Source organism: Stenotrophomonas acidaminiphila (assembly GCF_001431595.1).
Lineage (GTDB): Bacteria > Pseudomonadota > Gammaproteobacteria > Xanthomonadales > Xanthomonadaceae > Stenotrophomonas > Stenotrophomonas acidaminiphila.
In genome coordinates this window covers 1-20231 of record NZ_LDJO01000006.1, presented here as the reverse complement: position 1 = coordinate 20231, position 20231 = coordinate 1, and the positions used below count along the sequence as shown (strand labels likewise).

The following is a 20231-nucleotide window of genomic DNA, read 5'->3' as shown; positions in this document are numbered from 1 at the left end:
GCTGCGGCGGGCCGCAGTGAGTGAAGACGTGCGCTGGATGGCCGCATCCGTCGCGGCCTTGCCGGAACGGGAGGCCGGTCCGGCGGCTGGATCAGTTGGCCTGGGCCATCATCGCGATGAAGCGATCGAACAGCGGTGCCACGTCGTGCGGGCCAGGCGAGGCTTCCGGATGGCCCTGGAAGGAGAACGCCGGCGCGTCGGTGCGCTCCACGCCCTGGATGGTCTGGTCGAACAGCGAGCGATGGGTGACACGCAGGCCGGGCGGCAGCGTGGCCTCGTCGATGGCGAAGCCGTGGTTCTGCGAAGTGATCATCACCCGGCCGCTGTCGATGTCCTGCACCGGATGGTTGGCACCGTGGTGGCCGTGGCCCATCTTCATGGTGTTGGCGCCCGAGGCCAGGCCCAGCAGCTGGTGGCCCAGGCAGATGCCGAAGGTCGGGATCTTCTTCTCGAGGAAGGTACTGATCGCGTCGATCGCGTAGTCGCACGGTTCCGGATCGCCCGGGCCGTTGGACAGGAACACACCATCGGGGTTCATCGCCAGCACCTCGGCGGCCGGGGTCTGTGCCGGCACCACGGTGAGGTCGCAGCCGCGCTCGGCAAGCATGCGCAGGATGTTGGTCTTGACCCCGAAATCGTAGGCGACGACCTTGAACTTCGGCTCGGCCTGGACGAACTGGCCCTGGTCCAGGTCCAGCTGGCCTTCGCGCCAGGCATAGGGCTTGTCGGTGCTGACCACCTTTGCCAGGTCCATGCCCTTCAGCCCGGGGAACTTGCGCGCCGCTTCCAGCGCCTTGTCCACGTCAAGGCCGGGGCCGGCCATCAGCGCGCCGTTCTGGGCGCCGCGCTCGCGCAGGATGCGGGTGAGCTTGCGGGTATCGATGCCGGCGATGGCGACCACGCCGCGCTGCTGCAGCCAGTCCGGGAGCGAAAGCTGGTTGCGCCAGCTGCTCGGACGGCGCGGCACGTCGCGCACGATCAGGCCCGCGGCCCAGACCTGCGACGCCTCGTTGTCCTGTTCGGTGGTGCCGGTGTTGCCGATGTGCGGGTACGTCAGGGTGATCATCTGCCGGGCGTAGGACGGATCGGTCAGCATTTCCTGGTAACCGGTCATGGCGGTGTTGAACACCACCTCACCCACGGACAGGCCGGGCGCGCCTACGGATTCGCCCTCGAATACGGTGCCGTCTTCGAGCACGAGGATTGCGGCTTGGGTCACGGGAATCTCACTTTGGCTACCGAGGGGGCTCCGAAGCCACGCCTGCGCTCACGGCAAAAACCGGTTGCAAAAAAGCGCGGACGGCGGTGTTAAACCGGTCCGGCTGACGTGATTCGGCGAGCGGGAATTGTAAAGGCATGGGGGCCATCGGCGCCAGCGCCGTGTACGCCGCCGCGTCGTCCTCCAGCGCCCCGCCCCGGCGCCTGTTCAGTTTGCGCCGGGCGCCACCAGGTCGCGCACCGAATAGCGCCCGGCGGCGCGCCCGTGCAGCTGCCGCGCCACGTGCAGGGCGCCGCGCGCGAAAATGTCGCGGTTGGTGGCGCGATGCACCAGCTCCACCCGCTCGCCCAGCCCGGTGAACTGGACCAGGTGCTCGCCGATGATGTCGCCGGCGCGCAGGCTGGCGTAACGCGGCTCGGCGCCACCGTGCAGTGCCGACTCCCCGAGCGTCAGCGCGGTCCCGGACGGCGCGTCCTTCTTGTGCACGTGGTGCGACTCGACGATGTCGCAGTCCCAGCCCGGCAGGCTCGCCGCGGCCCGTTCCACCAGCTCGGCCAGCACCGCGACGCCCAGGCTGAAATTGGTCGCCCAGGTCAGCGGGATGCGCTGCGCCGCGGCCGCCAGCGCCGCCTGCTGCGCCGCATCGATGCCGGTGGTACCGGAAACGAACGCCGTGCCACGGTCCACGCACAGCGCCAGCACCGGATGGAACCCGGCCGGAAGGCTGAAATCGATGGCCACGTCGAATTCGGGCGCGCCCGGCATTTCACTGGCGGCAAAATGCGGCACGCCATCGATCACGCGCTGTGCCGGCGCCTTGCGCAGCACCGCGGCGACCACCTGCAGCGAAGGGTCGTCTGCGGCCAGCCGCAGCAGGGCCTGGCCCATGCGCCCGGAAGCGCCGTGTATGAGCAATCGCAGCGGAGTCTGGTTCATGCCCGCAGGCTAGCGGCAGCATGCCTGCCCGGGCAAGCGCCGGCGCTGCTACGCTGAACATCCCTTCATGCAATGGATGGCCATCGCCCGATGCCCAGCGGCGCGGCGGGACCACGCGGTGCCAGCGTGGGCACAACGTGTGGCGGCCTGCCGATGCCGCGGTGCCGCGCCTGAACAGGTACCGCTCCTGCGCTGCGCAGGGCGCCGCATGGCGCCGGCCGATCCGCCCGGCCCCGGCGCGGGGACATCGGCCTGGTCGTCATGTCCGGCACGCAACGCCGGCAGGTCCGGCCATTCATGCTCCCCCGCACACACACGCTGCTGCCGGGCATGTGCGACCGCGCCGGGTCGGCTTCGCCCTGCACACGGTCGCCGGCGCTGAGCGGCAGTCACCGCATACCGCACCCGGGCAACCGCACCCGCCCGTCGTGGCCCTGCCCCGCGGGCAGTGCCCTGTATCGCGTCCTTTCCCTTGCCGGAGGTTGCCGTGTCCCGCTCCATCCTGATCCTGCTGGGCCATCCCGACCGCGACAGCCTGTGCGGCGCCCTCGCCCACAACTACGCCACCGCCGCCGGAGCTGCCGGCCACCGGGTGCGCCTGATCGCGCTGGGCGAGCTGGCCTTCGATCCGGTGCTGCACCATGGCTACCACCAGGTCCAGCCGCTGGAACCGGACCTGGAGGATGCGGCCGAAGCGATCCGCGCCTGTGACCACCTGGTGCTGGTCTACCCCACCTGGTGGGGCGGGATGCCGGCGTTGCTGAAGGGATTCTTCGATCGCGTGCTGCTGCCGGGCTTCGCCTTCCGCCACCAGCGCGATTCGCTCTGGTGGGATCGCCTGCTGGCCGGTCGCAGCGCACGGGTGATCACCACCTTGGACACACCGCCGTGGTACTACCGCTGGATCTACCGCGACCCGGGCATCGCCCAGGTCCGCGCCACCATCCTGGAATTCTGCGGCATCCGCCCGGTACGGGTCAGCCGGCTGGGCGTGGTGCGCAACAGCACCCCGGCACAACGCGAACGGTGGCTGGCGCTGGCGTCGGAACTCGGGTCACGCGCAGGCTGAGCGGTGCAAGCGCAGGCTCCAGGGGCGGCCCGTCCGCCACTGCCTGGGTCGTGCCCGGCCGGCCCCATCGCCACCGGCGCGCGCTTCAGTGTTGCCGCGGGGGATTCGGCCCGCAGCCGCCGCAGCCACCACAACCGTCATCGCCGCCGCCAGCCGGCGGCGCCAGCCGGCGCCCCAGCGCCTGCAGCCGCGGCGAGCGCTGCGGCTTCACCAGCCACAGCACCAATGCCCCGCGCAGCCGGCGCACGGTACCGGGGAACTGCTTCTTCAGCACCACCCACGCGCTGGCCAGCACGGCCAGGGCGATGATGGCGTACTGCAGCAGCAGGCCCCGGTCCATCAGCCCGCCCCCAGCGCCACGGCGACCTGGTAGGTGACCAGCGAGGCCAGCCACGCCGCCGCGAACAGGTAGCCGGCGGCGAACGCCATCTGCTTCCACGAGTTGGTCTCACGCTTGATCGTGGCCAGCGTGGAGATGCACATCGGCGCGTAGATGTACCAGACCAGCAGCGACAGCGCGGTGGCCAGCGACCAGCCATCGCTGATCAGCGGGGTCAGCGCCTGCGCCGCGGCATCGTCGTCGGCCGCCGAAAGCGCGTACACCGTGGCCAGCGAGGCCACCGCCACTTCGCGCGCCGCAAGCCCGGGAATCAACGCGATGCAGATCTGCCAGTTGAAGCCCAGCGGCGCGAAGAACACCGCCATCGCGTGGCCGATGCGCCCGGCGAAGCTGTAGTCGATGGCCGGCAGGGTGGCGTCGGCCGGCGCCGCCGGGAACGACAACAAGAACCACAGCAGGATGGTCAGCGCCAGGATGATGCCGCCGACCCGCTTGAGGAAGATCATGCCGCGCTCGTACAGCCCGACCGCCAGGTCGCGCAGGTGCGGCAGGCGGTAGGACGGCAGTTCCAGCAGCAGCGGGTGCTCGGCCTTGTCGCGGCGGAACTTCTTCATCGTCCACGACATCGCCAGCGCGCTGAAGATGCCGGCGGCATACAGGCCGAACAGCACCAGCCCCTGCTGGTTGAACACGCCCCACACGGTCTTCTGCGGGATGAAGGCACCAATCAGCAGCGCATACACCGGCAACCGCGCCGAACAGGTCATCAGCGGCGCGACCAGGATCGTCGCCAGCCGGTCGCGGGGGTCCTGGATGCTGCGCGTGGACATGATGCCCGGCACCGCGCAGGCGAAGCTGGACAGCAGCGGGATGAACGAGCGCCCGGACAGGCCGGCCGCCGCCATCATCCGGTCCAGCAGGAACGCCGCGCGCGGCAGGTAGCCGGACTCCTCGAGCGCGAGGATGAAGAAGAACAGGATCAGGATCTGCGGCAGGAACACCAGCACGCCGCCGACGCCGGCGATGATGCCGTCCACCAGCAGGCTGCTCAGCGGCCCTTCCGGCAGGGTCGAACCGACCAGGGCACCGAGCCAGGCGAAGCCGGCCTCGATGCCGTCCATCAACGGCGTGGCCCAGGCATAGACCGCCTGGAAGATCAGGAACATCACCACCGCTAGGGTCAGCAGCCCGACCACCGGGTGCAGCAGCCAGCGGTCCAGCGCGTCGTCGATCTTCGCCGTGCGCGTGGGCATGCTCACCGCGGCGGCGAGGATGTCGCGCACCTGGGCGTGGTGGTCGGCGGCAGGCGCCACCTGCGGCGGCGCCACCGACGCCACCTGCGGCATCATCGCGTCGATCCGCGCGACCAGTTCGCAGGCGCCGTTGCGACGCACCGCGATGGTTTCAACCACCGGCACGCCCAGCGCCCGTTCCAGCGCCGCCACGTCGATGGCGATACCGCGCCGGCGCGCCGCGTCGACCATGTTCAGCGCCACGATCATCGGCTTGCCCAGCTCGCGCACTTCCAGCGCGAAGCGCAGGTGCAGGCGCAGGTTGGTGGCATCGACCACGCACACCAGCGCATCGGGCGCCGGCTCGCCCGGATAGAAGCCGCGGCACAGGTCGCGGGTGATGGCCTCGTCCAGGCTCGCCGGTTGCAGGCTGTAGGCACCGGGCAGGTCCAGCACCGCGTATTCGCGCCCGGACGGGGCGCGCATGCGCCCTTCCTTGCGCTCGACGGTGACGCCGGCGTAGTTGGCCACCTTCTGCCGGCTGCCGGTGAGCTGGTTGAACAACGCGGTCTTGCCGCTGTTCGGGTTGCCCACCAGCGCCAGCCGCGACACGGTCGTCGCTGCGTTCATGCCGCTTCCTCCTGCCTGATGCGGATGCGGGCGGCCTCGCTGCGCCGCAGCGCGAAGCGGGTGAAGCCGATCTGCACCAGCAGCGGCTCACCACCCACCGGCCCGCGCGCGACCACCCGCACGTCCTCGCCATCGACGAATCCCAGCTCCCTCAATCGCCGCGCAATCGCATCGTTGGGATGCAGGTCCTGCACCGCCTCCACCTGCGCGGGTGCATGCAGCGGCAAATCTGACAACGTCACTGAATGGCGCCTTTGAGTAGGTTGATAAGAATGGTTATCAATTGTAGCACCGTCGCGCGGCGTCTTGCTGCCCCGGGCGCTCGGCTATGATCCGTGCACCCAAGACATGCATGGAATCCGATGAGCGAGGCTCTGCTCGTTCGCCACGACAAGGCCGTGGCAACGCTCTACCTGAACCGTCCGGAGCTGCACAACGCGTTCGACGCCGGCTTGATTTCCACCCTGACCGCGGCGCTGGAAGCGGCCGCCGCCGACCCGGCGGTACGCGCGGTGGTCCTGGCCGGGCATGGCCCCTCGTTCTCGGCCGGCGCCGACCTGCAGTGGATGCGCGCCATGGCCGGCGCCTCGCAGGAGGAGAACCGCCAGGACGCGCTGGCGCTGGCGCGGCTGATGCGCACCCTGGACGAACTGCCCAAGCCGACCATCGCCCGCGTCCACGGTGCCAGCTTCGGCGGGGGCGTCGGGCTGGTGGCCTGCTGCGATATCGCCATCGCCGCCGAGGGCGCCCGCTTCGGCCTGACCGAAAGCCGCCTGGGCCTGCTGCCGGCGGTGATCTCGCCATATGTCCTCGCCGCCATCGGCCCACGCCAGGCGCGGCGCTGGTTCGCCACCGGCGAACACTTCGACGCCGCCGACGCATTGCGCATGGGGCTGGTGCACCAGGTGGTCGCCGCCGACGCACTCGACGCCGCCGTACAGCGGCAGCTGGAGCTGATCGGCAAGGCCGGCCCGGTCGCCGCGGCGTCGGCCAAGGTGCTGGTGCGCGAGGTGCACGCCGGCACGGCCGACCGCGATGCGCTCGACCGTGCCAATGCCGGGCTGATCGCCGTGCTGCGGGCTTCGGACGAGGGCCGCGAGGGCCTGTCGGCGTTCCTCGAGAAGCGTCCGCCGCGCTGGGCCGCGGGGGATCGGCGATGAGCGATTTCGTCCGCATCGTCGAGGTCGGCCCGCGCGATGGCCTGCAGAACGAGAAACAGCAGGTCGCCACCGCCGACAAGATCGCGCTGATCGACCGCCTCTCGGCCACCGGCCTGCGCACCATCGAGGCCACCAGCTTCGTCAGCCCCAAGTGGGTGCCGCAACTGGCCGACGCCGCCGAGGTCATGGCCGGCATCGCCCGCCGCCCCGGCATCGCCTATCCGGTGCTGGTGCCGAACGAACAGGGCTACGTGCGCGCGCTGGCGGCCGGGGCCAGCGAAGTGGCGGTATTCACCGCTGCCTCCGAGCAGTTCAACCGCACCAACACCAATGCCGGCATCGACGAATCGCTGCAGCGCTTCGCACCGGTACTGGAACGGGCCAGGGCCGACGGCATCGCGGTGCGCGGTTACGTATCCACCGTGCTGGGCTGCCCTTACCAGGGCGAGGTGCCGCTGGCCGACGTGGTGCGCGTGGCGCGCGCGCTGCACGCGATGGGCTGCCACGAGATCTCGCTGGGCGACACCATCGGCGTCGGCACCCCGCGGAAGGCGCGCGCGATGCTGCGCGCGGTGGCCGCCGAAGTGCCGATGGCGGCGCTGGCGGTGCACTTCCACGACACCTACGGGCAGGCACTGGCCAACATCGCCGCCTGCCTGGAGGACGGCGTGCGCGTGGTCGATTCGGCGGTGGCCGGCACCGGTGGCTGCCCCTACGCGCGCGGCGCCAGCGGCAACGTCGCCAGCGAGGACGTGGTCTACATGCTGCACGGCATGGGCATGGACACCGGCATCGACCTGCCTGCACTGGCCGACACCGGGCGCTGGCTGGCCGGCGTGCTCGGCCGCGGCAACGGCAGCAGGGCCGGCCAGGCCATGACGCCCCCCTGATGAACCCAACGAAAGGACGCTCCCGCATGCTCCGCACCACCCTGCTCATCGCCACCCTGCTGCCGGCAGGCAGCGCCATGGCCGCCTCGGCCGTAGCCTTCTCCGATACCGGCGCCTATGGCTTCGGCTACAACCAGCCGTCGGCAAGCGTTGCCCTGCAGACCGCCATCGGCCACTGCGCGCGGCGCTCGGGCAACTGCACCGAAGTGGCCAGCACGTCGGCCGACAGCGGATACTCGGCCATCGCCAGCGGCAGCGCCGCGTTCGGCCATGCGCTGGGTGAGCGCGATGAGCGCGCCGCGATTGACAAGGCCCTGGCCATGTGCCGGCGCGCGGCGGACGACTGCCAGCTTGAGTTCCTGTGGCGGGAACGGCCGGTACCCGCCACCCTCCGCCTGCCTGCGCACCCGCCGATGGCCGTCCCCGCGCCCCGCCCGTACTGAGCGGCCGCCGTCCTGCTGTAGGGACGGCGGCATCGGCTAGAATCAACGACCAACCCATTGCAGGTAGCGTCCCGATGCAGCTGTCCTCCGTCCGCGCCGTCGTCACCGGCGGTGTCTCCGGCCTCGGCTTGGCCGTGGCCCGGCACCTGGTCGCCAACGGCGGCAAGGTCGCCCTGTTCGACCTCAACGAGGAAAAAGGCACCGCCGCGGTCGCCGAGCTGGGCACGGACAATGCCCGCTACTTCACCACCAACGTCACCGACGAGGCCGGCGTGGCCGCCAACCTGGCCGCCGCGCGCGAGTTCCTGGGCGGGCTGAACGTGGTGATGAACTGCGCCGGCATCCTCGGCGCCGGCCGCGTGCTCGGCCGCGAGGCACCGATGCCGCTGTCCAACTTCCAGGCCACGGTGATGGTCAACCTGGTCGGCAGCTTCAACGTGGCCAAGGCCGCCGCCGACCTGATGCAGCACAACGAGGCCGGCGTCGACGGCGAGCGCGGCGTGATCATCAACACCGCCTCGGTCGCCGCCTACGAGGGCCAGATCGGCCAGGCCGCCTATTCCGCCTCCAAGGGCGGCGTGGTCGGCATGACCCTGCCGATGGCGCGCGAGCTGTCGCGTTTCGGCATCCGCGTGATGACGATCGCCCCGGGCGTGTTCTGGACGCCGATGGTCGACGGCATGCCGGCCAACGTGCAGGAGTCGCTGGCCGCCTCGATCCCGTTCCCCTCGCGCCTGGGCCAGCCGGACGATTTCGCCGCGCTCGTCGGCCACATCATCGGCAACACCTACCTCAACGGCGAGACCATCCGCCTGGATGGCGCCGTGCGCCTGGCGCCCAAGTGATCCATCCCGCGGGCGCCCACAAGGCGCCCGCTTCGATTCCACCCTTACCCCAACCGACTTTCCAAGCATGAAAGCCAGCGATATCAAGAAAGGCAACGTCGTCGAATACAACAACGGCGTCTACCAGATCCGCGACATCGAGCGCAGCTCGCCGCAGGGCCGCGGCGGCAACGTCCGCTTCCGTTTCATCATGTACAGCGTGCCGGGCGGCAACAAGCTCGACGCCAGCTTCGACGCCGACGACAACCTGAGCGAGGTCGAGCTGCTGCGCCGCCAGTCCACCTACTCGTACATGGACGGCGATGCGTTCGTGTTCCTGGACGACGAGGACTACACCCCGTACACGCTGGACGCGGACGTGATCGGCGACGACGCCGGCTACATCACCGAGGGCCTGACCGGCATCTACGTGCAGGTGATCGACGAGCAGCCGGTGGCGATCCAGCTGCCGCAGCACGTGACCCTGGAAGTAGTCGAGACCCCGCCGGAACTCAAGGGCGGCACCGCCACCAAGCGCCCGAAGCCGGCCAAGCTCAACACCGGCATCGAGATCATGGTCCCGGAGTACATCGCCAACGGCGAGCGCATCCTGGTCAACACCACCACCGGCGAGTTCGGCGGCCGCGCCGACTGATCCACGGCTGGACACGGCATGCGACGGCGCCCGCGGGCGCCGTCGTCGTTCATGGTCATCGGCGGCGGTACGCGACCCGGCGCTGTCAGCAGGTCCCGCCGATGCCTGCGCCGGAAGCCGCGGCACGCCACTGGCGGCCGCGCCCCCCGCTGCAGATCACTCCTCGGGCAGCCCCTGGACGCCGAAATCGATCACCACCGCATCCGGCCCGCGCTGCAGGTAGCTGATCGAAAGGTGCGCGCCGAAGCGCTGGCCGAGCTGGTCCAGCAGCGGGATCGGGTCGTGGTCGTTGATGAAACGCATGGTCTCGCCGTTGCGCAGCGCACCCAGCGCACCGAAGATCGCCGAGTGGCGGAACCGCCGCGCCACGCCGCGCGCATCGAAGACGTGCACGTGCGGGGCCGGATCGAGGGAAACAGGCATTGCGGGAACTCCATCGTGGGAAACCCGGCCCATGCTAGGCCGCGCCACCGCCGTCGCCCTGACCGGGGTCAAGAACGGCGCCGATGCCGCGGCTCAGTCCGGCGCGGCCGCCAACGCGCGCATGCGTTCGGCCAGCCAGCGCACCCGCTGCCGGGTCTGCTCCAGTTCCTGGCGTTGTGCGGGTGGCAGAGCCCGTTCGGCACTTTCATGCAGCGCCTGCCAGCGCGCCTGCCCGTCTTCGCCAAGCCGCGCGAGTGCCTGCTCCAGCACGCCAAGGTCATCGGGTTGGGCGATGCCGTAGCCCCCGGCCGGCAGCAGTGCCGCCGGCGCATCGAGCAGGCCGCTGAACTGCTGCCAGTCGGCCACCCGCGCCTGCAGTTCGGGCGTGGCGCCATCCAGGTGCCGCTTGAGCCGGGCGAGCGCGCGCAGTTCGGCACGGCGCAGCGCCGCGGTCTCCAGCACCCACCAGGCCGCGGTGGCCTGCAGCGGCAGGTCCGGCGCGGGCTCGCCGCGTTGTCGTGGGGGACTCTCCAGCCAGCGTTCGAGCGGCAGCGGCGGCACCCTGCCCGCCTGCTGCAGGCCATGCAGCAGTTGCGCGTAGTCCTGCCGGGCCGAGGCGAAGTACAGGCCCTGGCCGGCATCCGGCGACGGCGCCTGGCGTGCGGCCAGGCCGGCGTCCTGCAGGCGCCGCAGCACGCCGCGCGGAGTGATGGCCTGCAGCCGCCGTCGCGACGGGGTCAACGCCAAGTCGAGCAGGCGCCCGCTCTCCACCGCGCAGTTGTTGCCGATGAAGCGATAGCGCCCGTCGTAGCTCCAGTGCGCGCGGGTGGCCAGTTGCAGCAGCGCGTCGATCTGCACCGGCGACAGCGACAGCGGCCAGGCCTGCAGGTCGCGCAGCTCGATCCGGGTGTACTCGTCGATCACCTGGTCCAGCGGCAGCACGAACAGCCGCGCCGGGTAGGCCCCGGTCAGTCCACGCCAGTTGGAGATCTGCACGTCGTTGACGAAGGCACGGAAGGACAGCACCCGGTGGTAGGCCAGGTCCATCCGGCAACGCGGGCCCGGTTCGCGGCCCGGCGCGCAGACCACCAGCCGCAGCATGGAATGACCGAAACGGCTCATCGCCGCGTCGCCAGCACCGGCCAGCAGGTAATCCACCGCGTAGACGCGCGCCGGATCCAGCGCTTCCAGCTCCAGCTGCGCCGGCGCGGCGCCGGCCACCAGCAGCGGCAGCCCAGTGCCGCAGGCCGTCGCGGCCCCCGGCGCCGGCCCCAGCTGCTGCCGGTACCACGCCGCCAGCGCCGGCCGCCGGCAGTGGTACTGCGGGTCGAGCAGGTACCACTCCAGGTTGACCGCGAATGCCTCGGCCGGACTGTGCCGCTCGTAGCCGTCCGGGCTGCGCAGCGTGTACGGGTTGGCACCGCGCCGATCCCATCCGGCAAGCCGACGGAACGCCGGTTGCCGCGACCAGCCGCCGCCTTCGCCCCGGTCGAAGGCGTGGGCGATCTCATGCAACACGGTGGCCCGGGCCAGGTCGTGCGCGGCGGCCGTGGCCGGCACCTCCAGCAGTTCCGGCGACAGCCGCAGCTGGCCACGCCGGTGGCGGCCGGCAATGTCGGCCGGCAGGCGCGGATCGAAGCGCAGCGTCAGCCGCCGCGGGTCGGCCTGCCAGTGTCCGGGCAGGCGTTCGCGGGCCCGGGCAAGCAGGTCGCGCGCGCGCTGCTGCGCCGGCGGGTCCAACCCGGCCGGGTCCAGTACCAGTTCCAGTGCCCGGCCGCTGCCGCTGGCCAGCAGCAGCGCGGCGGCCAGGCCCGTGGCCAGGCGCATCAGCGGGCGAGGATGGCCCGCGCCAGTTGCATGTCGCTGGCCTGGGCAGCCCCGGCATCGCGCTGGCGCAGGTGCAGCAGCGCGGCCTGCAGGCGTGCGCCGCGCAGGCGGCCATCGCTGGCGACGAAGCCGGCGGCTTCCTCGCGCGCGGCCTGGATCACCTTGTCATCGCCCGAGGAACTGCTCGACCCCTTGGACGAGGCGCCCGCGGAGGTGCCGGCGGTGCTGCCGGCAAAACTGGAGGCCAGCAGCGGCGCGGAGGCGAGGAGCAGGACGCAGGACAGGAACGGACGGATCATCGGCGGAGGCAACACTGGGGGACAGGAGGCGAGCGTAACCGGCCGCCGGCTACAGGTCGAACACCTTGCCCGGATTCATCAAACCCAATGGGTCGAATGCCTGTTTCACCCCGCGCATCAACGCGATTTCCGCCGCATCGCGGGTGCTGGACAGGTAGGGCTTCTTGACCAGGCCGATGCCATGTTCGGCCGAGATGCTGCCATGGAAACGGTGCAGCACCTGCGCCAGCAGCTTGGTCACGTGCTCGCACTGGCCCAGGAATTCGGCATCGCTGGTGTCCTCTGGCTTGAGCACGTTGATGTGCAGGTTGCCGTCGCCGATATGGCCGAACCAGACCACGTCGAAATGCGGGTACGCGCCACCGATCAATGCCTGCGCCTCGGCCAGGAAGGCCGGCATCGCCGAGATGCGCACCGACACGTCGTTCTTGTACGGCCGGTAGCGCGCCAGCGCCTCGGTGATGCCCTCGCGCAGGCGCCACAACTGCTGTGCCTGGGCCTCACTGGCGCTGATGACCCCGTCCAGCACCCAGCCCTGTTCCATGCAGTGCTCGAATGCGGCCAGCGCCGCGGCCTCGCCCGCCTCGTCGGCTGCGGCGTACTCGGTCACCACGTAGTACGGGTAGGTCTCGGCGAACGGATACTGCGCGCCATGCGCGCTGACGTGGTGCACCGCGCGATCGGTGAAGAATTCGAACGCCTCCAGCTGCATGCGCTCGCGGAACGCCGAGAACACCTGCATCAGCACCTCGAACGAAGGCAGCGCCAGCAGCATCACGTTGGTCGCCGGCGGCGGATCGACCAGCTTCAGCGTCGCCTCGACCACGATGCCGAGCGTGCCCTCCGAGCCGATCATCAGCTGGCGGAAGTCATAGCCGCTGGAATTCTTGATCAGGCCCTTGTTGAACTCGAGCAGCTCGCCGTTGCCGGCCACGACCTTGAGGCCGGCCACCCACTCGCGGGTATTGCCGTAGCGGATCACGCGGATGCCGCCGGCGTTGGTGGCAATGTTGCCGCCGATCGAGCAGGACCCGCGCGCGGCGAAGTCCACCGGGTACTGCAGGCCGTGCTCGCGGGCGGCGTTGTGCACGGCCTCCAGCGGCATGCCGGCCTGCACGGTGAGGGTGCGGTCCACCGCGTTGAAATCCAGCGCCTTGTTCAGGCGTTCCAGGCTCAGCACCAGTTCGCCATTGGCCGCCACCGCGCCGCCGGACAGGCCGGTACGCCCTCCCGAGGGCACCACCGCCACGGTGTTCTGGTTGGCCCAGCGCACCACCGCCTGCACCTCCTCGACGCTGCCAGGCAGCGCGATGGCCAGCGGTGCCGGCGCCCAGCGCCGGGTCCAGTCGCGCCCGTAGTGTTCCAGGTCGGCCGGGTCGGTCTTCAGGCGCAGCCCCGGGCAGGCGTGCAGCAGGGTGTCCAGGCGCGGGTCGGTCATGGCGTTGCTTCGAAGGCGTGAAAGCCGGCAAGCGTGCCAGCCCGGCAGCGGCCCGTCCAGTCACCGCGACAGGGCCCGCGATGGCGGCAGTAAATTCAGATGAAACCTTTTGTGTTCAAGGCGTTGCCACATGGCGCAGCGCACCAAAATCCGGTGCGATTCTGGCATAGTGAACAGTCCATCCCCCTCCAACCGCCGTGGCCGCCATGTCGCCCAAGAAGACCTCGTTCCCGAAGCAGGACATCCGCGTTTTGTTGCTGGAGGGGGTCAGCCAGACCGCCGTGGATACCTTCAAGGCGGCCGGCTATTCGCAGATCGAGTACCACACCAAGTCGCTGCCCGAAGATGAGCTGAAGGCGCGCATCGCCGAGGCCCACATCATCGGCATCCGCTCGCGCACGCAGCTGGACGCCGACGTCCTGGCGCATGCCAAGCGCCTGATCGCGGTGGGGTGCTTCTGCATCGGCACCAACCAGGTGGACCTGGAGGCGGCCGAACTGGCCGGCATCCCGGTGTTCAACGCCCCGTATTCCAACACCCGCTCGGTGGCCGAACTGGTGATCGCCGAGGCGATCATGCTCACCCGCGGGGTGCCGCAGAAGAACGCCGAATGCCACCGCGGCGGCTGGTCAAAGTCGGCCGACGGCAGCCACGAGGTGCGCGGCAAGACCCTGGGCATCATCGGCTATGGCCACATCGGCACCCAGGTCGGCGTGCTGGCCGAGGCGCTGGGCATGCAGGTGATCTTCCACGACATCGAGACCAAGCTGTCGCTGGGCAACGCGCAGCCGGCCGCCAGCCTGGACGACCTGCTCGCTCGCGCCGACATCGTCACCCTGCACGTGCCTGAAACCGCGGCCACGCAGTGGATGATCGGTGCGCCGCAACTGGCGAAGATGAAGCGCGGCGCGCACCTGATCAACGCCGCGCGCGGCACCGTGGTGGTGATCGACGCGCTCGACGCGGCGTTGCGCTCGGGACACATCGGCGGCGCCGCGGTGGACGTGTTCCCGGTCGAGCCGAAGGGCAACGGCGACCGTTTCGAATCGCCGCTGGCCGCCCACGACAACGTGATCCTGACCCCGCACGTGGGCGGCAGCACGCTGGAGGCGCAGGACAACATCGGCGTCGAGGTGGCGGCCAAGCTGGTGCGCTACAGCGACAACGGCAGCACCCTGTCGGCGGTCAACTTCCCCGAAGTGACCCTGCCCGAGCACGAGCGCAGCCTGCGCCTGCTGCACATCCACCGCAACGTACCGGGCGTGCTGTCGCGGCTCAACGAAGTGTTCTCGCGCCACAACCTCAACATCGACGGCCAGTTCCTGCGCACCAACCCCAAGCTGGGCTACGTGGTGGTGGACATCACCGCCACCGTGGAACAGGCCAACGCGATCCGCGACGAACTGGCCGCGATCGACGGCACGCTGCGCACCCGCATCCTGTACTGAGCCCGGCGCCGACGGGCGCCATCCCGCCGCGGGCCGGTCAAGCGCCGCCGAGGCAGCGGCGCCCGGCCTCAGCGCGCGTGCGCCAGCCAGCGCAGCGCCATGCGCCGCAGCGAGGCGTCGGCCTGCGCATCGGCGGCGATGGCATCGATCTCGCGCCATGCCAGGTCCAGCGACTCCTCGCTGACCAGGAAGCGCTCGTCCGCACCGGCACGCACCACGTAGCGCACGTCGTAGTGCCAGTGGCCGGGCACGTCGCCACGCTCGGGAATCCAGTGCCGGTCGAGATCGAACGGCGCCTGCGCCTGCAGCGACAACCCGGACAGGCCCGATTCTTCCTGCGCCTCGCGCAGCGCCACCGCCGCCAGGTCGCGCTCGCCGTCGGCATGCCCGCCCAACTGCAGCCAGCGCCCCAGCTTGCGGTGATGGGTCAGCAGCGCGCGCCGGCCATCGGCACTGACCAGCCAGGCGCTACCCGTGAAGTGCCCGTCCAAGCGTGAGCGCTGGAACGGATCCGCGCCCTGCCCGTCCAGCAGGCCCAGGAATCCCGCGGCTACCTCCGCATGCTCGGGCACCCGTCGCGCATAGTCCTGCAACGCATCGCGCAGGCTCCCATCGTGTTCGTACATGACTGCAGGCACATCCCATCGGTCCGACCAGGCGGCCATTATCACCGCCCATGCTGCACCTGCGCTTGTCGGTTTGGCCGGGCTTTGGCAAGGTAGGCCGTTGCCAGCGGTTCAGCTTGCCACACCCATGCGCATCCCCGGTGGATGCGCGGAAACACCATCAGGTCTGGAAAAACAGCGAATGCTCAAAACACTGTTGAGGGTCAAACCGGTCGAGCCGGCCGCACACGTGGACGCCGGCGAGCCGGTCGAAGGCAGCCTGCAGGGCGAAGCCACGCTCAAGCGCACCCTCACAGCCAGGCACCTGATCCTGTTGGGCATGGGCGCGGTGATCGGCGCCGGCATCTTCGTCATCACCGGGCAGGCGGCGGCCCACCACGCCGGCCCCGCGATCATGCTGTCGTTCGTGCTCGCCGGCCTGGCCTGCGCCTTCGCCGGCCTGTGCTACGCGGAGTTCGCGGCGATGATGCCGGTCTCCGGCAGCGCCTATTCCTACTCGTACGCCACCCTCGGCGAAGGCATGGCCTGGTTCATCGGCTGGTGCCTGGTACTGGAGTACCTGTTCGCGTCCTCGTCGGTGGCGGTGGGCTGGTCGGCCTATCTGCTCAGTTTCCTCACCAGTACCCTGCACCTGCCCTTCCCCGAGGCGCTGACCGCCGCGCCGATCGCGTGGGAGAACGGCCAGTTCGTCGCCTCCGGCAAACTGCTCAACCTGCCGGCCGTGCTGATCATCGCGGTGATCTCGGGGCTGCTGTACGTCGGCGTGACCCAGTCCACCTTCGTCAATGCGGTGATCGTCGCGATCAAGGTGGCGGTGATCTGCCTGTTCGTCGGCTTCGGCGCGATGTATGTCAATCCCGAGAACTGGACGCCCTTCATCCCGGACAACACCACCGGCGTGTTCGGCGAGTTCGGCTGGAGCGGGGTGTTCCGCGCCGCGTCCATCGTTTTCTTCGCCTACATCGGTTTCGATGCGGTCTCCACCGCCGCCGGCGAGACCAAGAACCCGCAGCGGAACATGCCGATCGGCCTGCTCGGCTCGCTGGCGGTGTGCACGATCATCTACATCGTGGTCTGCGCGGTGATGACCGGCCTCATGCACTACACCAAGCTGGGCACCGACAAGCCGGTGGCCACCGCGCTGGAGGCCTATGCCAACCTGGCGTGGCTCAAGACCTGGGTCGAGATCGGCGCCATCGCCGGCCTGTCCTCGGTGGTGCTGGTGATGATGATGGGCCAGACCCGCATCGCCTACACCATTTCCCGCGATGGCCTGCTGCCGGAGATATTCGGCCGGGTGCATCCGAAGTTCCGCACGCCGCACCTGAGCACCGTGATCGTCGGCGCACTGGCCGCCGCGCTGGCCGGCCTGGTGCCGTTGAACGTGCTGGGCGAACTGGTCGCCATGGGCACCCTGCTGGCGTTCGCCACGGTCTGCATCGGGGTGCTGATCCTGCGCCGCACCCGCCCGGAAATGCCGCGCGCGTTCCGGGTGCCCGCGGTGTGGCTGGTCGCGCCGCTGGGCGCGCTGATCTGCCTGAGCCTGTTCGCGATGGCCTTCGCCGCGCACTGGCTGGTGTTCGTGCTGTGGAACGTACTGGGCGTAGCCATCTACCTGGGCTACGGCATGCGCCACAGCAAACTGAACCGGAACGCCTGATTCCATTCCTTCCGGCCGGCCCCGCGCCGGCCGTTCCCGTACGCACGACGAGCGAACACGCACCATGTTCAAGCAACTGTGGGCCACCAAACATCCGCACGCCGCCCATGAAGAGGCCAATGGCCTGAGCCTGCGCCGCACCCTGGGCCCCTGGGGCCTGACCGCACTGGGCATCGGCGCGGTCATCGGCGGCGGCATCTTCGTCATCACCGGGCAGGCCGCGGCCAACCACGCCGGCCCGGCGATCATGCTGTCCTTCGTGCTGGCGGCAGTGTGCTGCGCGTTTTGCGCGATGGCCTACGCCGAATTCGCTTCGATGGTGCCGGTCTCCGGCAGCGCCTACACCTACACCTACGCCACCTTCGGCGAGCTTTCGGCCTGGTTCATCGGCTGGATGCTGGTGCTCGAGTACGGTGTCTCCGCCTCGGCGGTGGCGGTGAGCTGGACCGGCTATTTCCTCAGCCTGCTCAGCCATTTCGACATCTACCTGCCGGCGGCGCTGGTCAGCGCGCCGCTGGACGCCCAGCTGCGCCCGACCGGCGCCATCGCCAACATCCCCGCCGCCGTGCTGGTGCTGCTGCTGACCTGGCTGTGCTACGTGGGCATCAGCAAGTCCTCGGCGATGAACATGGCCATGGTCATCCTCAAGACCGGCCTGATCCTGCTGGTCATCGTCGCTGGCTGGAAATACGTGGACCCGGCCAACTGGACCCCGTTCATCCCCGCCAACGAAGGCCCGGGCAAGTACGGCTTCGACGGCGTGCTGCGTGGCGCGGCGATGGTGTTCTTCGCCTACATCGGCTTCGAGGCGGTCTCGGTGGCCGCCCAGGAATCGCACCGTCCGCAGCGCGACCTGCCGATCGGCATGCTGCTGTCGCTGGTGATCTGCACCGTGCTGTACATCGCCATGGCCGCGGTGATGACCGGCCTGGTCCCGTACAAGCTGCTGGGTACCGCCGAGCCGGTGGTGACCGCGGTCGCCGCGCATCCGCAGCTGGACTGGCTGCGCATCATCGTCGAGATCGGCGCCTTGATCGGCCTGTCCTCGGTGGTGCTGGTGATGGTGATCGGCCAGCCGCGCATCTTCATGATCATGGGCCGCGACGGCCTGCTGCCGCCGGTGTTCACCAGGATCCACCCCAAGTACCGCACGCCGCACATCAACACGGTGATCACCGGCATCGGCATCGCCCTGCTCGCCGCGCTGTTCCCGCTGGACATCCTCGGCGAACTGACCTCGATGGGCACCCTGATCGCCTTCGCCGCGGTCTGCGCCGGCGTGCTGGTCCTGCGCCGCACCCAGCCGGACCTGCCGCGCCCGTTCCGCATCCCGATGGCCTGGTTGATCTGCAGCCTCGGCGTGCTCAGCTGCATCGCCCTGCTGACCGCCATGACCCTGCACAACTGGATGCTGATGGGCCTGTGGACCGCCACCGGCTTCATCATCTACTTCGCCTACGGCATGCGCCACAGCAAGCTGGGCGGCCGCAACGGCTGAGCAGGTCACAGCGCCGGCCGCTTCGAAGCCCGGGTGGAGACACCCGGGCTTTTCTTCTCTGCCCAGGCGATGCGCGTCGCCGCACATCCCGAGCGCGGGGCGCGATGGCCTCCGCGGCATGGACGGTGCCGCGTGCATGGCATGCCGGGCCACGGGCCTGGCGCCACGCGGCCCCTAAGAACGTCCCCGGCTGGGTAGAATGCGCTGCATGAATGCCCCCACTGTCCCCTATGACGCCCAGCGGCTGAGCGAACTGGCGCAGCTGCTGATCGACAACATCCGCGAACTGGCCCGGGCCGGCTGGACGCCGGCCACCAGCAGCAACTTCTCGCACCGCCTGGACGACCGCCATGCGGCCATCACCGTGTCCGGCAAGGACAAGGGGCGGCTGGTCGAGGCCGACATCATGGTCGTGGACTTCGACGGCAAGGCCGTGGGCAGGCCGCTGCGCCCGTCGGCCGAGACCCTGCTGCATACCCAGCTCTACGCGCGCTTTCCCGAGGTGAACTGCGTGTTGCACACGCATTCGCCGGTGCAGACCATCGCCTCGCGCCTGTATGGCGGCGACGGCCACGTGCGCCTGGAGGGCTACGAGCTGCTCAAGGCGCTGCACGGCAACGCCACCCACGAGACCGCGGTGGACCTGAAGGTGTTCGCCAACACCCAGGACATGGACGTGCTCGCAGCGCAGGTGGAAGCCGAACTCGACAAGGGCCCGATGTGGGGCTACCTGATCGATGGCCACGGCCTGTACGCCTGGGGCCGCGACATGGCCGAGGCGCGCCGCCACCTGGAAGCGTTCGAGTTCCTGCTCCACTGCGAGCTGGAGCTGCGCCGGCTGCGCGCCGCCGTCTGAGCCCGTTTCCCGGGCATCCGCGCGCCGGTGGCGCCGGCTGCCCTGCTACCCTTCCCGTTCCCCACGCCTCGAGCCGCCGCCATGAGCCGACTGCGCATCTTCAACGACACCGACCCCGACACCGTGCTGCTGGACAGCCGCGATGGCGCGGTCATCCGCGCCGAACTGGAGATGATCGGCGTCACCTTCGAGCGCTGGCAGGCCCGGCATCCGGTCGCACCGGGCGCCAGCCAGGACGAAGTGTTCGCCGCCTACCGCGAGGACATCGACCGCCTGGTCGCCGCGCATGGTTTCAAGAGCGTGGACGTGGCGTCTATCGCGCCGGACAACCCCGACCGCGAACAGATCCGCCTCAAGTTCCTCGACGAGCACTACCACAAGGAGGACGAAGTGCGTTTCTTCGTCGCCGGCTCGGGCCTGTTCACCCTGCACGTGGGCGACAAGGTCTACGAGGTGGAGTGCGTCAAGGACGACCTGATCGCGGTACCCGATGGCGCCACCCACTGGTTCGACATGGGTCCGGAACCGAGCTTCGTCGCGATCCGCTTCTTCACCGAGCCCGATGGCTGGGTCGGTCACTTCACCGGCACCGACATCGCGCGCAAGTTCCCGCGCTACACGCCGGGACCGGCCTGATCGCGGACGCCTGCGCGGCGCCGTGCGCGGGGCGGGTTCACGCCTGCCACGTGCCGCGCCGCACCTGACCCACCCGCGCATCCGCGCCGCCGCGCGATGCCATCGCCCCACCCGCCCCACGC

The 20231-nt window shown here is 69.9% G+C and carries 21 protein-coding genes; 11 read left to right on the top strand and 10 right to left on the bottom strand.

The window, feature by feature from the left end; all coding sequences use genetic code 11:
• Positions 1-91: 91 nt before the first annotated feature.
• Positions 92-1219 carry a glutamine-hydrolyzing carbamoyl-phosphate synthase small subunit gene (gene carA / locus ABB33_RS01225; protein ID WP_056930848.1) on the bottom strand — a complete coding sequence of 376 codons (1128 nt, stop codon included), beginning with the start codon at positions 1217-1219 and terminating at the stop codon, positions 92-94.
• Between the two features lie 207 nt (positions 1220-1426).
• Complete coding sequence (gene dapB, locus ABB33_RS01220; protein WP_056930847.1) at positions 1427-2155, bottom strand: 4-hydroxy-tetrahydrodipicolinate reductase; 729 nt, start codon at positions 2153-2155, stop codon at positions 1427-1429.
• Between the two features lie 487 nt (positions 2156-2642).
• Here dapB and ABB33_RS01215 point away from each other — a divergent pair, with 487 nt between their 5' ends.
• Entirely contained in the window at positions 2643-3224 is a 582-nt protein-coding gene (locus tag ABB33_RS01215) for an NAD(P)H-dependent oxidoreductase (protein ID WP_056930852.1), read from the top strand.
• Between the two features lie 85 nt (positions 3225-3309).
• Here ABB33_RS01215 and ABB33_RS01210 read toward each other — a convergent pair whose 3' ends face one another.
• Genes ABB33_RS01210 through ABB33_RS01200 form a run of 3 tightly spaced genes read right to left on the bottom strand, consistent with a single transcriptional unit; the run spans position 3310 to position 5668 of the window.
• Positions 3310-3564, bottom strand: a complete 255-nt coding sequence (locus ABB33_RS01210; protein ID WP_056930846.1) for a DUF6587 family protein — start codon at positions 3562-3564, stop codon at positions 3310-3312.
• Positions 3564-5426 carry a ferrous iron transporter B gene (feoB, locus tag ABB33_RS01205; RefSeq protein ID WP_056930845.1) on the bottom strand — a complete coding sequence of 621 codons (1863 nt, stop codon included), beginning with the start codon at positions 5424-5426 and terminating at the stop codon, positions 3564-3566. Before feoB ends, ABB33_RS01210 begins: the two co-directional genes overlap by 1 nt.
• Positions 5423-5668, bottom strand: coding sequence for a FeoA family protein (locus ABB33_RS01200; RefSeq protein WP_054666005.1), 246 nt, complete (start codon positions 5666-5668; stop codon positions 5423-5425). Before ABB33_RS01200 ends, feoB begins: the two co-directional genes overlap by 4 nt.
• A 120-nt stretch (positions 5669-5788) precedes the next feature.
• Here ABB33_RS01200 and ABB33_RS01195 point away from each other — a divergent pair, with 120 nt between their 5' ends.
• The 5 genes from ABB33_RS01195 to yeiP all read left to right on the top strand — a co-directional run bounded on the left by ABB33_RS01195 (position 5789) and on the right by yeiP (position 9398).
• Positions 5789-6586, top strand: a complete 798-nt coding sequence (locus ABB33_RS01195) for an enoyl-CoA hydratase-related protein (RefSeq protein WP_056930844.1) — start codon at positions 5789-5791, stop codon at positions 6584-6586.
• Positions 6583-7476, top strand: coding sequence for a hydroxymethylglutaryl-CoA lyase (locus ABB33_RS01190; RefSeq protein ID WP_056930843.1), 894 nt, complete (start codon positions 6583-6585; stop codon positions 7474-7476). Before ABB33_RS01195 ends, ABB33_RS01190 begins: the two co-directional genes overlap by 4 nt.
• 26 nt (positions 7477-7502) lie before the next feature.
• Positions 7503-7919 (top strand): DUF4189 domain-containing protein, encoded by a 417-nt coding sequence (locus ABB33_RS01185; RefSeq protein WP_056930842.1) that lies wholly within the window; start codon positions 7503-7505, stop codon positions 7917-7919.
• Positions 7920-7993: 74 nt separating this feature from the next.
• Entirely contained in the window at positions 7994-8764 is a 771-nt protein-coding gene (locus tag ABB33_RS01180) for an SDR family NAD(P)-dependent oxidoreductase (protein WP_054666018.1), read from the top strand.
• Positions 8765-8831: 67 nt separating this feature from the next.
• Positions 8832-9398, top strand: a complete 567-nt coding sequence (gene yeiP / locus ABB33_RS01175) for an elongation factor P-like protein YeiP (protein ID WP_054666021.1) — start codon at positions 8832-8834, stop codon at positions 9396-9398.
• 156 nt (positions 9399-9554) lie between these two features.
• On the opposite strand, the gene ABB33_RS01170 is transcribed toward yeiP, so the two are convergent.
• The 4 genes from ABB33_RS01170 to ABB33_RS01155 form a co-directional block, all read right to left on the bottom strand.
• Positions 9555-9821 carry a DUF2249 domain-containing protein gene (locus tag ABB33_RS01170; RefSeq protein WP_054666024.1) on the bottom strand — a complete coding sequence of 89 codons (267 nt, stop codon included), beginning with the start codon at positions 9819-9821 and terminating at the stop codon, positions 9555-9557.
• Positions 9822-9914: 93 nt separating this feature from the next.
• Positions 9915-11648 carry a DUF7844 domain-containing protein gene (locus ABB33_RS01165; protein WP_056930841.1) on the bottom strand — a complete coding sequence of 578 codons (1734 nt, stop codon included), beginning with the start codon at positions 11646-11648 and terminating at the stop codon, positions 9915-9917.
• Positions 11648-11947, bottom strand: coding sequence for a DUF2388 domain-containing protein (locus ABB33_RS01160; protein ID WP_056930840.1), 300 nt, complete (start codon positions 11945-11947; stop codon positions 11648-11650). The genes ABB33_RS01165 and ABB33_RS01160 overlap by 1 nt, the downstream gene beginning before the upstream one ends.
• 49 nt (positions 11948-11996) lie before the next feature.
• Positions 11997-13385 carry an FAD-binding oxidoreductase gene (locus ABB33_RS01155; protein ID WP_056930839.1) on the bottom strand — a complete coding sequence of 463 codons (1389 nt, stop codon included), beginning with the start codon at positions 13383-13385 and terminating at the stop codon, positions 11997-11999.
• A 206-nt stretch (positions 13386-13591) separates the two neighbouring features.
• On the opposite strand from ABB33_RS01155, the gene serA reads away from it, so the two are divergent.
• Positions 13592-14833, top strand: a complete 1242-nt coding sequence (serA, locus tag ABB33_RS01150; protein WP_056930838.1) for a phosphoglycerate dehydrogenase — start codon at positions 13592-13594, stop codon at positions 14831-14833.
• A 68-nt stretch (positions 14834-14901) separates the two neighbouring features.
• Here the strand turns inward: serA and ABB33_RS01145 are convergent, their stop codons facing one another.
• The gene (locus tag ABB33_RS01145) at positions 14902-15459 is read right to left on the bottom strand and encodes an NUDIX hydrolase (protein WP_056930837.1); all 558 of its coding nucleotides are present in this window, start codon (positions 15457-15459) and stop codon (positions 14902-14904) included.
• Between the two features lie 181 nt (positions 15460-15640).
• On the opposite strand from ABB33_RS01145, the gene ABB33_RS01140 reads away from it, so the two are divergent.
• From ABB33_RS01140 to ABB33_RS01125, 4 genes are all read left to right on the top strand, one after another.
• Entirely contained in the window at positions 15641-17119 is a 1479-nt protein-coding gene (locus ABB33_RS01140) for an amino acid permease (protein ID WP_054666038.1), read from the top strand.
• A gap of 64 nt (positions 17120-17183) precedes the next feature.
• Positions 17184-18617 (top strand): amino acid permease, encoded by a 1434-nt coding sequence (locus tag ABB33_RS01135; RefSeq protein ID WP_056930836.1) that lies wholly within the window; start codon positions 17184-17186, stop codon positions 18615-18617.
• Between the two features lie 208 nt (positions 18618-18825).
• Complete coding sequence (locus ABB33_RS01130) at positions 18826-19473, top strand: methylthioribulose 1-phosphate dehydratase (RefSeq protein ID WP_056930835.1); 648 nt, start codon at positions 18826-18828, stop codon at positions 19471-19473.
• Between the two features lie 81 nt (positions 19474-19554).
• A complete protein-coding gene (locus tag ABB33_RS01125) occupies positions 19555-20109 on the top strand; it encodes a 1,2-dihydroxy-3-keto-5-methylthiopentene dioxygenase (RefSeq protein ID WP_056930834.1) in 555 nt (184 codons plus the stop codon).
• The last annotated feature ends 122 nt before the right edge of the window (positions 20110-20231 follow it).

Coding starts and splice junctions, on each gene's coding strand:
- dapB (WP_056930847.1), bottom strand. CDS start 2,155: ATGAACCAGACTCCGCTGCGATTGCTCATACACGGCGCTTCCGGGCGC.
- ABB33_RS01135 (WP_056930836.1), top strand. CDS start 17,184: ATGTTCAAGCAACTGTGGGCCACCAAACATCCGCACGCCGCCCATGAA.
- ABB33_RS01140 (WP_054666038.1), top strand. CDS start 15,641: ATGCTCAAAACACTGTTGAGGGTCAAACCGGTCGAGCCGGCCGCACAC.
- ABB33_RS01190 (WP_056930843.1), top strand. CDS start 6,583: ATGAGCGATTTCGTCCGCATCGTCGAGGTCGGCCCGCGCGATGGCCTG.
- ABB33_RS01210 (WP_056930846.1), bottom strand. CDS start 3,564: ATGGACCGGGGCCTGCTGCTGCAGTACGCCATCATCGCCCTGGCCGTG.
- serA (WP_056930838.1), top strand. CDS start 13,592: ATGTCGCCCAAGAAGACCTCGTTCCCGAAGCAGGACATCCGCGTTTTG.
- ABB33_RS01180 (WP_054666018.1), top strand. CDS start 7,994: ATGCAGCTGTCCTCCGTCCGCGCCGTCGTCACCGGCGGTGTCTCCGGC.
- ABB33_RS01185 (WP_056930842.1), top strand. CDS start 7,503: ATGCTCCGCACCACCCTGCTCATCGCCACCCTGCTGCCGGCAGGCAGC.
- ABB33_RS01160 (WP_056930840.1), bottom strand. CDS start 11,947: ATGATCCGTCCGTTCCTGTCCTGCGTCCTGCTCCTCGCCTCCGCGCCG.
- ABB33_RS01125 (WP_056930834.1), top strand. CDS start 19,555: ATGAGCCGACTGCGCATCTTCAACGACACCGACCCCGACACCGTGCTG.
- ABB33_RS01195 (WP_056930844.1), top strand. CDS start 5,789: ATGAGCGAGGCTCTGCTCGTTCGCCACGACAAGGCCGTGGCAACGCTC.
- ABB33_RS01155 (WP_056930839.1), bottom strand. CDS start 13,385: ATGACCGACCCGCGCCTGGACACCCTGCTGCACGCCTGCCCGGGGCTG.
- yeiP (WP_054666021.1), top strand. CDS start 8,832: ATGAAAGCCAGCGATATCAAGAAAGGCAACGTCGTCGAATACAACAAC.
- ABB33_RS01145 (WP_056930837.1), bottom strand. CDS start 15,459: ATGTACGAACACGATGGGAGCCTGCGCGATGCGTTGCAGGACTATGCG.
- ABB33_RS01165 (WP_056930841.1), bottom strand. CDS start 11,648: ATGCGCCTGGCCACGGGCCTGGCCGCCGCGCTGCTGCTGGCCAGCGGC.
- ABB33_RS01170 (WP_054666024.1), bottom strand. CDS start 9,821: ATGCCTGTTTCCCTCGATCCGGCCCCGCACGTGCACGTCTTCGATGCG.
- ABB33_RS01130 (WP_056930835.1), top strand. CDS start 18,826: ATGAATGCCCCCACTGTCCCCTATGACGCCCAGCGGCTGAGCGAACTG.
- feoB (WP_056930845.1), bottom strand. CDS start 5,426: ATGAACGCAGCGACGACCGTGTCGCGGCTGGCGCTGGTGGGCAACCCG.